Annotated in this window: 11 protein-coding genes and 1 tRNA gene; all 12 read right to left on the minus strand. The window is 57.9% G+C overall.

Annotated features, from left to right (window positions below; translation table 11 throughout):
* Positions 1-73: 73 nt before the first annotated feature.
* On the minus strand, positions 74-2,176 hold the full coding sequence (fusA, locus tag CNQ84_RS19725; protein WP_096006472.1) for an elongation factor G: 2,103 nt from the start codon (positions 2,174-2,176) through the stop codon (positions 74-76).
* 18 nt (positions 2,177-2,194) lie between these two features.
* Complete coding sequence (rpsG, locus tag CNQ84_RS19730; protein WP_096006473.1) at positions 2,195-2,668, minus strand: 30S ribosomal protein S7; 474 nt, start codon at positions 2,666-2,668, stop codon at positions 2,195-2,197.
* Between the two features lie 97 nt (positions 2,669-2,765).
* Complete coding sequence (gene rpsL, locus CNQ84_RS19735; RefSeq protein ID WP_080048726.1) at positions 2,766-3,137, minus strand: 30S ribosomal protein S12; 372 nt, start codon at positions 3,135-3,137, stop codon at positions 2,766-2,768.
* Between the two features lie 144 nt (positions 3,138-3,281).
* Positions 3,282-7,481 carry a DNA-directed RNA polymerase subunit beta' gene (gene rpoC, locus CNQ84_RS19740; protein ID WP_096006474.1) on the minus strand — a complete coding sequence of 1,400 codons (4,200 nt, stop codon included), beginning with the start codon at positions 7,479-7,481 and terminating at the stop codon, positions 3,282-3,284.
* Positions 7,482-7,545: 64 nt separating this feature from the next.
* On the minus strand, positions 7,546-11,616 hold the full coding sequence (gene rpoB, locus CNQ84_RS19745) for a DNA-directed RNA polymerase subunit beta (RefSeq protein ID WP_096006475.1): 4,071 nt from the start codon (positions 11,614-11,616) through the stop codon (positions 7,546-7,548).
* Positions 11,617-11,832: 216 nt separating this feature from the next.
* Positions 11,833-12,204: a 50S ribosomal protein L7/L12 gene (gene rplL, locus CNQ84_RS19750; protein WP_096006476.1), complete on the minus strand. Its 372-nt coding sequence runs from the start codon at positions 12,202-12,204 to the stop codon at positions 11,833-11,835.
* A gap of 76 nt (positions 12,205-12,280) precedes the next feature.
* Complete coding sequence (gene rplJ, locus CNQ84_RS19755) at positions 12,281-12,781, minus strand: 50S ribosomal protein L10 (protein WP_096006477.1); 501 nt, start codon at positions 12,779-12,781, stop codon at positions 12,281-12,283.
* A gap of 200 nt (positions 12,782-12,981) precedes the next feature.
* A complete protein-coding gene (gene rplA, locus CNQ84_RS19760) occupies positions 12,982-13,677 on the minus strand; it encodes a 50S ribosomal protein L1 (RefSeq protein ID WP_096006478.1) in 696 nt (231 codons plus the stop codon).
* Positions 13,677-14,108, minus strand: coding sequence for a 50S ribosomal protein L11 (gene rplK, locus CNQ84_RS19765; protein WP_083729004.1), 432 nt, complete (start codon positions 14,106-14,108; stop codon positions 13,677-13,679). The genes rplA and rplK overlap by 1 nt, the downstream gene beginning before the upstream one ends.
* A 115-nt stretch (positions 14,109-14,223) precedes the next feature.
* Positions 14,224-14,757, minus strand: a complete 534-nt coding sequence (gene nusG, locus CNQ84_RS19770) for a transcription termination/antitermination protein NusG (RefSeq protein WP_096006479.1) — start codon at positions 14,755-14,757, stop codon at positions 14,224-14,226.
* Positions 14,758-14,766: 9 nt separating this feature from the next.
* Positions 14,767-15,135, minus strand: coding sequence for a preprotein translocase subunit SecE (gene secE, locus CNQ84_RS19775; RefSeq protein WP_096006480.1), 369 nt, complete (start codon positions 15,133-15,135; stop codon positions 14,767-14,769).
* A 38-nt stretch (positions 15,136-15,173) separates the two neighbouring features.
* Positions 15,174-15,249: transfer RNA gene (locus tag CNQ84_RS19780), tRNA-Trp, on the minus strand.
* Positions 15,250-15,346 lie beyond the last annotated feature (97 nt).

The following is a 15,346-nucleotide window of genomic DNA, read 5'->3' on the forward strand; positions in this document are numbered from 1 at the left end:
CAGGTGCGGTTTGCTACGTTCAAATTTTTCTTTAGCCACGGTTGATAACCTCTTTAATTAGCCTAGGTTCAAGTTAGCCTTGCTTCTTGATGATTGCTTCGGCGATGTTCATGGGTGCCTCGGCGTATCTCGAAAACTCCATGGAGTAGCTCGCACGTCCCTGGGACATGGAGCGAACATCCGTGGCGTAACCGAACATTTCACCAAGCGGAACCTCAGCGCGGATCACCTTACCGGAAGGAGAGTCTTCCATACCCTGGACCAGGCCGCGACGACGGTTCAAGTCGCCCATTACGTCACCCATGTAATCTTCAGGGGTGACAACTTCGACTTTCATCATCGGCTCGAGCAAAACGGCACCGCCCTTCTGGGCCAACTGCTTGGTGGCCATGGAGGCAGCAATCTTGAACGCCATTTCGTTCGAGTCGACATCATGATAGGAACCATCATAGACGGTTGCCTTAAGGCCAAGCAGCGGATAGCCGGCGAGCACGCCGTTCTGCATCTGCTCCTCGATACCCTTCTGGATAGCCGGGATGTATTCGCGCGGAACCACACCACCGACAATTTCATTAACGAATTCAAGCTTCTCTTCGTTGCCCTCGGCCGGCTCAAAGCGAACCCAGACGTGACCGTACTGACCACGACCGCCGGACTGACGTACAAACTTGCCTTCGATTTCACACTTGTTGCGGATCGCCTCACGATAGGCCACTTGCGGCTTACCGATATTGGCCTCGACGCTGAACTCGCGCTTCATGCGATCGACGATAATATCCAGGTGCAGCTCACCCATCCCGGAGATGATGGTCTGACCCGACTCCTCATCGGTACGCACACGGAAGGACGGATCCTCCTGCGCCAACTTGCCCAGCGCGATACCCATCTTTTCCTGGTCAGCCTTGGTTCTCGGCTCGACAGCCACCGAGATAACCGGCTCAGGAAACTCCATGCGCTCAAGAATGATCGGCTTGTCGATGGCACACAGGGTGTCCCCTGTCGTCACATCTTTCATGCCGATCAGCGCGGCGATGTCACCAGCGCGCACTTCCTTGATCTCTTCGCGGGAGTTGGCGTGCATCTGAACCATGCGACCAACGCGCTCCTTCTTGCCCTTGACCGAGTTCAGCACCGCATCACCCGAAGACAGAACCCCGGAATACACACGAGCAAAGGTCAGCGTACCGACAAAGGGGTCGGTTGCGATCTTGAACGCCAGCGCAGCAAAGGGCTCGGCATCATCAGCATGACGCTCGTCCACGCGCTCTTCGTCATTCGGGTGCACACCCTTGATCGCGACGACCTGATCCGGCGCAGGCAGGAAGTCGATCACCGCATCCAGCACCAGCGGCACGCCCTTGTTCTTGAAGGACGACCCGCAAACGGCCGGGACAATCTCACAAGCCAGGGTACGCTGACGCAACCCCGCCTTGATATCCTCGATGGAGAGCTCGCCCTCCTCAAGGTATTTGTTCATCAGGTCTTCGTTGGCTTCTGCAGCCGCCTCGACCATCTTCTCGCGATACTCGTTGGCCTGATCAAGCAGCTCGGCAGGAATCTCTTCCTCAACAAAGCTCATACCCTGATCTTCGTCATTCCAACGAATCGCCTTCATGCGCAGCAGATCAATCTGCCCCATGAAGTTTTCTTCAGCACCGATGGCCAACTGCACGGGCACGGGCGTATGACCAAGACGCTTTTTGATCTGCTCGACCACGCGCAGGAAGTTGGCGCCCTGACGATCCATCTTGTTTACATAGACGATACGCGGGACGCCATACTTGTTGGCCTGACGCCAAACGGTCTCGGATTGCGGCTCGACGCCCGACGTACCACAGAACACCACGACCGCACCGTCAAGCACCCGCAGCGAACGCTCAACCTCAATCGTGAAGTCAACGTGACCGGGGGTGTCGATGATATTGACGCGATGCTTGTCGTACTGCTTCTCGGAACCCTGCCAGAAGGCGGTGGTAGCAGCAGAAGTAATGGTAATACCACGCTCCTGCTCCTGCGCCATCCAGTCCATGGTGGCAGCGCCATCATGGACTTCGCCCATCTTGTGGTTCACGCCTGTATAAAACAGGATCCGCTCCGTCGTCGTGGTCTTGCCCGCATCAACGTGCGCGCAGATACCAATATTACGGTACAGATTGATCGGGGTTGTACGAGCCACAATAGTCTCCTGAGCCGTTTAGAAGCGGTAGTGAGAGAACGCCTTGTTGGCTTCAGCCATACGGTGGACGTCTTCACGCTTCTTAACAGCGGCACCCTTGCCGTCAGCGGCATCAGCCAGCTCACCGGCCAGGCGCAGAGCCATGGACTTCTCGCCACGCTTACGGGCAGCATCAACCAGCCAGCGCATCGCCAGAGCGTTGCGACGGGAGGGACGCACTTCAACCGGAACCTGGTAGGTGGCACCACCTACACGGCGAGATTTAACTTCCACGAGCGGAGCGATCGCGTCCAGAGCCTTTTCGAACAGCTCAACCGGATCTTCGGCCTTGGTGCGCTCTTTCAGCTTGTCCAGCGCGCCGTAAACAATGCGCTCGGCAGTGGACTTCTTGCCGCTTTCCATTACGTGGTTCATGAATTTCGCGAGAATCTGGCTGCCGTACTTAGGTTCTGGCAGGATCTCACGTTTTGCCGCTACACGACGTCTTGGCATGATAAGCCCTCAAACGGTCTTCAGGTTAGCCCGGGACTGTAACGATCTGGTTACGCCCGACCTTACTCTTATCGACACAGGTAAATTGAATTCGGTATTACTTCGGACGCTTGGCGCCGTACTTGGAACGACCCTGCTTACGATCTTTAACACCGGAGGTGTCCAGAGAACCGCGAACAGTGTGGTAACGCACACCCGGCAAGTCTTTTACACGGCCGCCGCGAATCAGAACGACGCTGTGCTCTTGCAGGTTGTGGCCTTCACCACCGATGTAGGAAGAAACTTCGTAGCCGTTGGTCAGACGAACACGGCAGACTTTACGCAGAGCCGAGTTCGGCTTCTTCGGCGTAGTGGTATACACGCGAGTGCACACACCACGACGCTGCGGGCAGTTCTGCAGGGCCGGCACGTCGCTCTTTTCAGCAACGCGCTTGCGCGGCTTGCGAACCAGCTGGTTGATTGTTGCCATCTAGCAAACTCCACTGATGTCGGAATGACATACGTTAATAAAAAATGGCAGGACGAAGTGCCCCGCCAATTTTAGGGGTACGAGATCATATAGAGACCGCACCCTGTCGTCAAGGCGCCCGGCCCTTGCGGGCCGGGCCACCTATCAGCCTTCGCTTGAGTTCAGTGCATCAGACAGGGCCTGTTCAACTTCACTCGCGCTGACTTTGACCGGCTTGTCGGCTTGACGCTGACGCTTGCGCTCGGCGTGGTAAGCCAGACCAGTACCGGCCGGGATCAGACGACCGACGACCACGTTTTCCTTCAGACCACGCAGCTGATCGCGCTTGCCGGTAACGGCCGCCTCGGTCAGTACGCGGGTGGTCTCCTGGAAGGAGGCCGCGGAAATGAAGGACTCGGTCGACAGCGACGCCTTGGTGATACCCAGCAGGACGCGATCGTACTTGGCCGGGAATTTGTCCTGGCCACTCAGCTCGGCGTTTTCTTCCAGCACCTGGGTCAGCTCTACCTGATCGCCCTTGATGAAGCTGGAGTCGCCGGACTCGGTGATTTCGACCTTGCGCAGCATCTGGCGAATAGTCACCTCGATGTGCTTGTCGTTGATCTTCACGCCCTGCAGACGGTAAACGTCCTGAATCTCGTTGACGATGTACTTGGCCAGCGCGCTGACACCCAGCAGACGCAGGATATCGTGCGGGTTGCTCGGACCGTCGGAGATAACCTCACCCTTGGTAACCTGCTCACCCTCGAACACGTTCAGGTGACGCCACTTCGGAATCAGCTCCTCGTACGGATCGCTGCCATCGGTCGGGGTAATAACCAGACGACGCTTACCTTTAGTCTCTTTACCGAAGGAGATGGTGCCACTGATCTCCGCCAGAATGGACGGCTCCTTCGGACGACGCGCTTCGAACAGGTCGGCAACACGCGGCAGACCACCGGTGATGTCGCGAGTCTTCGAGGTTTCCTGCGGGATACGTGCAACAACGTCACCCACGTTCACCTTGGCGCCATCGGACAGGTTGACCAGCGCGTTGGCCGGCAGGAAGTACTGTGCCGGCACGTCGGTACCCGGCAGCAGGAGCTCTTTGCCGTTCTCGTCTACCAGCTTCACCGCCGGACGGATGTCCTTGCCGGCAGCCGGACGATCTTTCGGGTCCATGACCTCAATGTTGGTCAGACCGGTCAGTTCGTCAGCGGTACGCTTGATGGTGATACCTTCGTCCATACCGAAGAAGGCAACGGTACCGGAAATCTCGGTCACGATCGGGTGCGTGTGCGGATCCCACTTGGCCACGATGGCGCCGGCATCAACCTTGTCACCTTCCTTGATGGAAATGACCGCACCGTAGGGCAGCTTATAGCGCTCACGCTCACGACCGAACTCATCAGCAACCGCCAGCTCACCGGAACGGGAAACCGCAACCAGTGCGCCGTCGGCACGCTCAACGTGCTTCAAGTTATGCAGACGGATGGTGCCGCCGTTCTTGACCTGTACGCTGTCGGCAGCGGAAGTCCGGCTCGCCGCACCACCGATGTGGAACGTACGCATGGTCAGCTGGGTACCCGGCTCACCAATCGACTGAGCAGCGATAACACCGACCGCTTCACCGATGTTGATCAGGTGGCCACGGGCGAGGTCACGACCATAACAGGTCGCACACACACCGTAGTGGGTGTCACAGGTAATCGGCGAGCGCACGATGACTTCATCGACGCTGTTCTTTTCCAGGAACTCGACCCACTTCTCGTCGATCAGGGTACCGGCCGGCACGATGGTCTCGTCACCACCCGGTTTCAGCACGTCGCGGGCAACCACACGGCCCAGCACGCGCTCACCCAGCGGCTCAACGATGTCACCACCTTCAATGTGCGGCGACATCAGCAGGCCGTTGTCGGTGCCGCAATCGGTTTCGGTAATAACCAGATCCTGCGCGACGTCAACCAGACGACGGGTCAGGTAACCGGAGTTGGCGGTTTTCAGTGCGGTATCGGCCAGACCCTTACGCGCACCGTGAGTGGAGATGAAGTACTGGAGTACGTTCAGACCTTCACGGAAGTTCGCGGTGATCGGCGTTTCGATGATGGAGCCGTCCGGCTTCGCCATCAGACCACGCATACCGGCCAGCTGACGAATCTGGGCAGCGGAACCCCGCGCACCGGAGTCAGCCATCATGTACATGGAGTTGAAGGACTCCTGGTCCACCTCGTTGCCTTCGCGGTCAATAACACGCGTGCTCTTGAGGTTGTCCATCATGGCCTTGGAGATTTCATCGTTGGCCTTGGACCACAAGTCGATGACCTTGTTGTACTTCTCGCCCTGGGTTACCAGACCGGAGGCGTACTGGTCTTCGATTTCCTTCACTTCCTCGGTCGCCTCATCAATGATGCGCGCCTTCTCATCCGGGATGACGAAGTCGTTCACACCAATGGACGCACCCGAGATGGTGGAGTAGGCGAAACCGGTGTACATCAGCTGGTCAGCGAAGATCACGGTTTCCTTCAGACCCACCACGCGGTAGCACTGGTTGATCAGCTTGGAGATCGCTTTCTTCTTCAGCGGCTGGTCGACCATTTCATAGGGCAGACCTTTGGGCAGCACCTGGAACAGCAGCGCACGGCCGACAGTGGTGTCGACGATACGGGTTTCCGTGGTCCAGCTGTCGTCCTTGTGCTTGACGGTTTCGGTGATACGCACCTTGACCATCGCGTGCAGTTCAACCTGACCGCTGCGGTACGCCATCTCAACTTCGTTGACGTTGGAGAAGGCCATGCCTTCGCCGCGGGCGTTGATACGAGTACGGGTCATATAATACAGACCCAGTACCACGTCCTGGGACGGAACGATGATCGGCTCGCCCGATGCCGGCGACAGGATGTTGTTGGTGGACATCATCAGTGCACGCGCTTCCAGCTGGGCCTCAAGGGTCAGCGGAACGTGTACAGCCATTTGGTCACCGTCAAAGTCGGCGTTGTAGGCCGCACAGACCAGCGGGTGCAGCTGAATTGCCTTACCTTCGATCAGCACCGGCTCGAATGCCTGGATACCCAGACGGTGCAGGGTCGGTGCACGGTTCAGCAGAACCGGGTGTTCGCGGATGACTTCAGCCAGGATGTCCCAAACCTCAGGCAGCTCGCGTTCAACCATCTTCTTGGCGGCCTTGATGGTGGTCGCCAGACCACGGTGCTCCAGCTTGCCGAAAATGAACGGCTTGAACAGCTCCAGCGCCATCTTCTTGGGCAGACCGCACTGGTGCAGACGCAGGGTCGGACCTACCACGATCACCGAACGACCGGAGTAGTCAACGCGCTTACCAAGCAGGTTCTGACGGAAGCGACCCTGCTTACCCTTGATCATGTCGGCCAGGGATTTCAGCGGGCGCTTGTTGGTGCCGGTGATGGCACGGCCACGGCGACCGTTATCCAGCAGCGCATCAACCGACTCCTGCAGCATGCGCTTTTCGTTGCGCACGATGATGTCAGGCGCAGACAGGTCAAGCAGACGCTTCAGACGGTTGTTACGGTTGATCACACGGCGATACAGATCGTTCAGATCGGAGGTCGCAAAGCGGCCGCCATCCAGCGGTACCAGCGGACGCAGATCCGGCGGCAGAACCGGCAGAACGGTCATGACCATCCATTCCGGCTTGTTGCCGGAGCCGTCAAAGGCTTCCATCAGCTTCAGACGCTTGGACAGCTTCTTGATCTTGGTTTCCGAGGTGGTCTGCGGAATTTCTTCGCGCAGCTTGCCGATCTCGTGAGACAGATCCATAGCGGTCAGCAGCTCGAAGACAGCCTCGGCACCCATGCGGGCGTCAAAGTCGTCACCGAACTCTTCCAGCGCTTCAAAGTACTGCTCGTCGTTCAGCAGCTGACCCTTTTCAAGGGTGGTCATGCCCGGCTCGATAACCACGTAGCTCTCGAAATAGAGTACGCGCTCGATATCACGCAGGGTCATGTCCAGCAGCAGGCCGATACGGGACGGCAGGGACTTCAGGAACCAGATGTGAGCCACCGGCGAAGCCAGTTCAATGTGACCCATGCGCTCACGACGGACCTTGGCCAGCGCGACTTCAACGCCACACTTTTCACAGATCACACCGCGGTGCTTGAGGCGCTTGTACTTGCCGCACAGGCACTCGTAGTCCTTCACCGGGCCAAAGATCTTGGCGCAGAACAGGCCGTCACGCTCCGGCTTGAAGGTACGGTAGTTGATGGTTTCCGGCTTTTTAACTTCGCCGTAGGACCAGGACCGGATCATCTCCGGGGATGCCAAGCCGATTCGAATGGAATCGAACTCTTCAATCTGTCCCTGGGACTTGAGCAGGTTCAATAAGTCTTTCAAGGCCTATACTCCTCGCAGTGTCTCAAGGGCGGCGCTCGCCGCCCGAGACGTGGGCAGTTGGTGATTATTCGGATTCCAGTTCGATATCGATACCGAGCGAACGGATTTCCTTGACCAGTACGTTGAAGGACTCGGGCATGCCGGCCTCCATGCGGTGGTCTCCGTCCACGATGTTCTTGTACATCTTGGTACGGCCGTTCACGTCGTCCGACTTCACTGTCAGCATTTCCTGCAGGGTGTAGGCAGCGCCGTAGGCTTCCAGCGCCCAGACCTCCATCTCCCCGAAACGCTGACCACCAAACTGCGCCTTACCGCCCAGCGGCTGCTGGGTAACCAGGCTGTAGGAACCGGTGGAACGCGCGTGCATCTTGTCGTCTACCAGGTGGTTCAGCTTGAGCATGTACATATAGCCGACGGTCACCGGACGATCAAAGGTGTTACCGGTACGGCCGTCGTACAGGCGCATCTGACCGCTGTCCGGCAGGTCCGCGAGACGCAGCATGTGCTTGATCTCGGTTTCTGCCGCGCCGTCAAATACCGCTGTCGCCATGGGTACGCCGCCACGCAGGTTCTTCGCCAGCTCGATGATTTCAGCATCGCTGAGATCGTCCAGGCTTTCCTGACGGCCGCCTACCTTGTTGTAGACCTCGTCAAGGAAGCTACGCAGCTCGGCGATCTTGCGCTGTTCTTCCATCATCCGGTTGATCTTCTCGCCCAGACCTTTGGCCGCGAGGCCCAGGTGGGTTTCAAGGATCTGACCGACGTTCATACGCGACGGTACACCCAGCGGGTTCAGAACGATGTCGACCGGCGTGCCGTTCTCATCGTGCGGCATGTCTTCGATCGGCATGATCACGGAGATAACACCCTTGTTACCGTGACGACCGGCCATCTTGTCACCCGGCTGGATGCGGCGCTTGATTGCCAGGTAGACCTTGACGATCTTCAGTACGCCCGGCGCCAGGTCATCGCCCTGCTGCAGCTTGCGCTTCTTGTCTTCAAACTTCTCGTCGAGCAGTTTGCGACGGTCAACCAGGTACGCCTGGGCGCGCTCGAGCTGCTCGTTCAGGGCGTCCTCGGTCATGCGCAGCTTGAACCACTGGCCTCGCTCGATACCGGCAAGAATGTCGGCCGACAGCGCGGTGCCTTTCTTCAGGCCTGCGCCGCCTTCAACAGTCTGGCCGTCCAGCGCAGAGGCCAGACGCTCAAAGGTCGCAGTTTCAACGATGCGGAACTCTTCCTGCAGATCCTTGCGAATCTCGTCGAGCTGTTCTTTCTCGATGGCCAGGGCGCGAGTGTCACGCTCGACACCATCACGGGTGAAGACCTGTACGTCGATGACGGTACCCTTGGTGCCGGTCGGCACACGCAGGGAGGTGTCCTTCACGTCAGATGCTTTCTCACCGAAGATCGCACGCAGCAGTTTCTCTTCCGGCGTCAGCTGGGTTTCGCCCTTGGGCGTTACCTTGCCGACCAGAATGTCGCCCGGGCCCACTTCGGCGCCCACGTAGACGATACCGGCTTCATCCAGTTTACCCAGTGCCGCCTCGCCCACGTTCGGGATGTCAGAGGTGATCTCCTCCGGCCCAAGCTTGGTGTCACGGGACACACAGGTCAGTTCCTGAATGTGAATAGTAGTGAAACGGTCTTCCTGCACAACGCGCTCGGACACCAGAATGGAGTCCTCGAAGTTGTAGCCGTTCCAGGGCATGAACGCGACGCGCATGTTCTGGCCCAGGGCCAGCTCACCCATGTCGACGGAAGAACCGTCAGCCAGGATGTCCTTGCGAGAAACCACGTCACCTTTTTTCACCAGCGGACGCTGGTTGATGCAGGTGTTCTGGTTGGAACGGGTATACTTGATCAGGGTGTAGATATCGACACCCGCTTCGCCCGCTTCCACTTCGTCGTCGTTGACACGAACAACGATACGACTGGCGTCGACGGAGTCGATCACGCCGCCACGGCGAGCAGTCACACACACACCGGAGTCGCGCGCTACGTTGCGCTCCATGCCGGTGCCCACCAGCGGCTTCTCGGCGCGTAGGGTCGGTACCGCCTGACGCTGCATGTTCGAGCCCATGAGTGCGCGGTTGGCGTCATCGTGTTCAAGGAACGGAATCAGCGAGGCGGCAACAGACACAACCTGACGCGGCGATACGTCCATCAGGGTGACGTCTTCCGGCGCCTTAACGGTGAATTCGTTCATATGACGGACGGCCACCAGATCGTCCACCAGCTTACCGCCTTCGACCTTGGCGCTCGCCTGGGCGATGACGTGGTCAGCCTCTTCAATGGCCGACAGGAAGACGATCTCGTCGGTCACTTCGGCGTCTTTGACACGGCGGTACGGGCTTTCCAGGAAGCCGTACTGGTTGGTACGCGCGTAGGTCGCCAGGGAGTTGATCAGACCAATGTTCGGACCTTCAGGGGTCTCAATCGGACATACGCGACCGTAGTGGGTCGGGTGTACGTCACGGACTTCGAAGCCGGCACGCTCACGGGTCAGACCGCCCGGGCCAAGAGCCGACACACGGCGCTTGTGGGTGATCTCGGACAGCGGGTTGTTCTGGTCCATGAACTGGGACAGCTGGCTGGAACCGAAGAATTCCTTGACCGCGGCAGCCACCGGCTTGGCGTTGATCAGATCCTGCGGCATCAGGCCTTCGCTTTCGGCCATGGACAGACGCTCTTTGACCGCGCGCTCGACGCGCACCAGACCGACACGGAACTGGTTCTCGGCCATCTCGCCAACGGAGCGGATACGACGGTTACCCAGGTGGTCGATATCGTCAACCACGCCCTTGCCGTTACGGATGTCGACCAGGGTCTTGAGTACTTCGACGATGTCTTCCTTGCTCAGCACGCCGGCGCCTTCGATCTCTTCGCGACCGATGCGACGGTTGAACTTCATGCGGCCAACGGCGGACAGGTCGTAACGCTCACTGCTGAAGAACAGGTTGGCGAACAGCGTTTCGGCGGCGTCCTTGGTCGGCGGCTCGCCCGGGCGCATCATGCGATAGATTTCTACCAGCGCTTCGAGCTGAGTGGTGGTGTTGTCGATGCGCAGGGTATCGGACACGAACGGACCGCAGTCGATCTCGTTGGTGTACAGCGTTTCCAGACGCGCGATCTGCGCCTTGGCCAGCTTAGCGACCAGATCAGCGGTGACTTCGGTGTTGCAGTCAACCAGGATCTCACCGGTAGCCGGGTGCACGATCGGCTTGGCGATGGTACGGCCAATCAGGTAGTCGAACGGCACTTCCAGGCTGTTGATGCCGGCCTTCTCGAGCTGATTGATGTGGCGCGCAGTAATACGACGGCCTTTCTCGACAATAACCTTGCCCTTGGCATCCTTGATATCAAAGGTAGCGATCTCGCCACGCAGACGCTGGGGCACCAGCTCGAGCATCAGGCTTTCGCCCTGCACTTCGAACACGTTGGTGTCGTAGAACATATCGAGAATTTCTTCGGTCTGGTAACCGAGGGCGCGCAGCAGCACACTGGCTGGCAGCTTGCGGCGACGGTCGATACGCACGAAGACACAGTCTTTGGGGTCAAACTCGAAGTCCAGCCAGGAGCCGCGGTAAGGAATCACGCGAGCGGAGTACAGCAGCTTGCCGGAGCTGTGCGTCTTGCCACGGTCGTGGTCAAAGAACACACCCGGGCTGCGGTGCAGCTGGGACACGATGACGCGCTCGGTACCGTTGATGACGAAGGTACCGTTCTCGGTCATCAGGGGGATTTCCCCCATATAGACTTCTTGCTCCTTGATGTCCTTGATCGCCTTGTTTGACGATTCGCGATCAAAGATGATCAGGCGCACTTTTACGCGCAGCGGCACGGCGAACGTCACGCCCCGCAGTACGCATTCCTTGACGTCGAAAGCCGGGTCGCCAAGGCGGTAACCGACGTATTCAAGAGCCGCATTACCCGAATAGCTGATAATGGGGAAAACAGATTTGAAGGCCGCGTGCAGACCGATATCACGGACGCCACCCTGAGCAGATTCAGCCTGGAGGAACTCACGATAGGAGTCCAGCTGAATGGCCAACAGGTAAGGCACATCCATCACATGCGGCAGTTTGCCAAAGTCCTTGCGGATACGTTTTTTCTCAGTATATGAGTAAGCCATCAGCGTTCCCCAGCTTGGTCACCTGCTTGATTGGCCTCCCCGCGGCGCGGGAAAACCTGAAAATGCGTGCAAGCCCTGAGTCTTGCTCACTCCTCTGGAGTGCCTCGTCGTACGCGCCAATCAGCGCGATACAACGGAAAAAGGCCGGTGGCACACAGGCCACCAGCCATCAATCTGACCGGAAAAATCAGATTGTCGACGCAAGGTCGGGCGAGCTTACTTGAGCTCGACCTTGGCGCCTGCTTCTTCCAGAGTCTTCTTGGCAGCTTCGGCCTCTTCCTTGGAAGCGGCTTCTTTGATGGTGCCCGGAGCGCCGTCAACCAGTGCCTTGGCTTCTTTCAGGCCCAGACCGGTCAGCTCGCGAACTGCCTTGATGACGTTAACTTTCTTGTCGCCAGCTTCGGTCAGAACGATGTCGAACTCGGTCTGTTCTTCAGCGGCAGCAGCAGCACCGGCAGCCGGGCCAGCAGCAACAGCAGCGGCAGCGGATACACCGAACTTCTCTTCCATGGCGGAGATCAGTTCGACAACCTGCATTACGGACATTTCGGATACGGCGTTGATGATATCTTCGTTGGTCAGAGCCATGACTCTAAATTCCTGTATTGGGGGACGGCTGATGCCGTCAAAACATTAAAAGCGTTAAAAGCAAGCGAGGCGCCTATCAGGCTGCTTCGGCTTCCTTCTGATCGCGGACTGCAGCCAGAGTACGAACGAACTTGCTGGTAGCGCCTTGGATAACGCTCATCAGCTGTGCGATTGCTTCGTCGTAAGTCGGCAGAGAAGCCAGCTTGTCGATTTCGGATGCTGCAAGGAAGTTGCCTTCGAACGCAGCTGCTTTGATCTCGAACTTGTCCTGGCCCTTGGCAAATTCCTTGAACAGACGAGCAGCAGCGCCCGGATGTTCGTTGGAAAATGCGATCAGAGTCGGACCCACAAAGGTTTCGTTCAGGCACTCGTAATCAGTACCTTCGATCGCGCGGCGCAGCAGGGTGTTACGTACAACACGTACGTAGACGCCAGCTTCACGCGCATCTTTGCGGAGACCAGTCATAGCAGCAACGGTCACGCCGCGGGCATCAGCCACAACGGCAGACAGCGCACCTTTGGCAGCTTCGTTGACTTCAGCGACGATGGCCTTTTTGTCTTCGAGCTTAATTGCCACGGGTTTTACTCCTGGATTTACCATTAACCGCCCTTTTGGGGCAGCGTGTTTTGGTGTCTGATCCAGCCTGCACTGAATCGGGAGCACCATCTGCGTAGGCTTGCATGTTTAAGGCTTTCGCCGCCTACGGTCTTGGACAGCCCCCGCATGCAGGGACCCCAATAAGAAAGGCGCACCGCGTGAGCGGTACGCCTGAACCATCAGATGTTCAGGGAAGCCTGATCGATCTGTACGCCCGGACCCATGGTGGTGCTCAGGGTCACGCGCTTCAGGTAAACACCCTTGGAGGTGGACGGCTTGGCCTTTTTCAGGTCAGCCAGCAGCGCCTCGACGTTCTCTTTCAGCGCGGCGGCGTCGAAGCCGACCTTGCCAACAGAGCAATGGATGATGCCGTTCTTGTCGGTACGGTAGCGAACCTGACCGGCCTTGGCATTTTTGACGGCGGTAGCAACGTCAGCAGCAACGGTACCTACCTTCGGGTTCGGCATCAGGCCACGCGGGCCCAGAACCTGACCCAGCTGACCAACAACCCGCATCGCGTCCGGAGAAGCGATAACAACGTCGTAGTTCAGGTCGCCAGCCTTCATTTCGGCAGCCAGCTCGTCCATGCCTACCTTGTCAGCGCCGGCAGCCAGAGCGGCTTCTGCGTTGGCACCTTGAGTGAACACAGCAACGCGTACCGTTTTGCCAGTACCGTTGGGCAGCAGCGTGGCGCCACGAACGACCTGGTCGGATTTACGCGGGTCAACACCCAGGTTTACAGCGACGTCGAAGGACTCAACGAACTTGACGTTGGACACTTCAGCCAGAACAGCGGCAGCTTCTTCGAAGGTGTAAGCCTTGTTAGCCTGTACCTTTTCGGCGATTGCCTTTTGACGCTTGGTCAGCTTAGCCATTACACACCCTCCACATTCAGGCCCATACTGCGCGCGGAACCAGCGATGGTACGCACAGCGGCATCCAGATCAGCAGCAGTCAGATCAGCCTCTTTGGCTTTAACGATCTCTTCCAGCTGAGCGCGGGTAACGGTACCCACTTTCTGGCTGTTCGGACGCGGAGAACCGCTCTTCAGACCGGCTGCTTTTTTCAGCAGAACGGCTGCGGGCGTGCTCTTGGTTTCGAAAGTGAAGCTGCGGTCACTGTATACAGTGATGATCACAGGCGTCGGCAAACCCGGCTCAACGCCTTGAGTCTTGGCGTTGAACGCCTTGCAGAATTCCATGATGTTTACGCCGTGCTGACCCAGAGCCGGACCTACCGGCGGACTCGGGTTAGCCTGACCGGCCTTGACTTGCAGCTTGATATAAGCCTGAATCTTCTTTGCCATTGTCTTTCTCCGAAGGGTAATAGCGCCTTGCGGCTTCCCGTTTAAAAACATTCCCCGACTGACAACAAAACCCCGCAACGCATAAGCACTGCAGGGTTCAGGGAATCAGATGAGGTCAGCCCTTTTCGACCTGGCCGAACTCGAGCTCCACTGGCGTGGGGCGACCAAAAATGAGAACCGCCACCTGAACTCGGCTTTTCTCATAGTTAACCTCTTCGACAACCCCGTTGAAGTCAGCAAAGGGACCATCGGTAACGCGAACCACTTCGCCCGGCTCGAACAGCGTCTTGGGCTTGGGCTTGTCAGTGCCATCGGCAACACGACGCAGAATGGCTTCTGCTTCACGGTCGGTAATCGGCGCAGGCTTATCAGCCGTACCGCCAATGAAGCCGAGTACGCGCGTGGTGTCTTTCACCAAGTGCCAGGTGCCTTCGTTCATTTCCATTTGAACCAGAACGTAACCCGGGAAGAACTTGCGCTCACTCTTGCGCTTCTGACCGTTGCGCATTTCCACCACTTCTTCAGTGGGGACCAGAATCTCGCCGAATTCGTCTTCCATTCCGGCCAGCTTGACACGCTCCTGCAAAGAGCGCATTACATGCTTTTCGAAGCCCGAATAGGCATGCACGACGTACCAACGCTTAGCCACGGAGCACCTTTAACCAATGAACTGAGAAACGATCCAGCCCAGCAGGCTATCCAGACCCCAGAGAATCAGAGCCATAACCAGAACCACAGCCACCACGATCATCGTGGTTTGTGCGGTTTCCTGCCGAGTAGGCCATACGACCTTGCGTATTTCGATACGCGCTTCTTTCAGCAGCGACCAGAACGCCTTGCCCTTGGACGTCTGTAGCGCGACAAAGCCCGCCACCAGACCCAGAACAACCAGCGCGATCGCGCGGTACAAAACAGGCTCGGCAGAGAAGTAGGAATCTCCGAACACACCGACGGAGACAATTAAAGCCACAACAACCCACTTGATCACATCGAAGCGGTTATCGTTAAGCTCTGCCTTAGCGCTCATGAATCTTCAAGTCCTGTTTTGGAAGCCAGATATTAATCTGGCAGGCCAGGAGGGAATCGAACCCCCAACCTGCGGTTTTGGAGACCGCCGCTCTGCCAATTGAGCTACTGGCCTGTAATCGCAGTCGAGCCGGCAATACTACCGGCCCGACCATTCAAGATCAATCGATTATTCGATGATCTTGGCTACTACACCGGCGCCAACGGTACGA

It is taken from the genome of Pseudomonas abyssi, assembly GCF_002307495.1.
In the GTDB taxonomy this organism is placed as follows: Bacteria; Pseudomonadota; Gammaproteobacteria; order Pseudomonadales; family Pseudomonadaceae; genus Halopseudomonas; species Halopseudomonas abyssi.

Coding starts and splice junctions, on each gene's coding strand:
- rpoB (WP_096006475.1), bottom strand. CDS start 11,616: ATGGCTTACTCATATACTGAGAAAAAACGTATCCGCAAGGACTTTGGC.
- rplA (WP_096006478.1), bottom strand. CDS start 13,677: ATGGCTAAGCTGACCAAGCGTCAAAAGGCAATCGCCGAAAAGGTACAG.
- secE (WP_096006480.1), bottom strand. CDS start 15,135: ATGAGCGCTAAGGCAGAGCTTAACGATAACCGCTTCGATGTGATCAAG.
- rpsL (WP_080048726.1), bottom strand. CDS start 3,137: ATGGCAACAATCAACCAGCTGGTTCGCAAGCCGCGCAAGCGCGTTGCT.
- rpsG (WP_096006473.1), bottom strand. CDS start 2,668: ATGCCAAGACGTCGTGTAGCGGCAAAACGTGAGATCCTGCCAGAACCT.
- rplL (WP_096006476.1), bottom strand. CDS start 12,204: ATGGCTCTGACCAACGAAGATATCATCAACGCCGTATCCGAAATGTCC.
- rplK (WP_083729004.1), bottom strand. CDS start 14,108: ATGGCAAAGAAGATTCAGGCTTATATCAAGCTGCAAGTCAAGGCCGGT.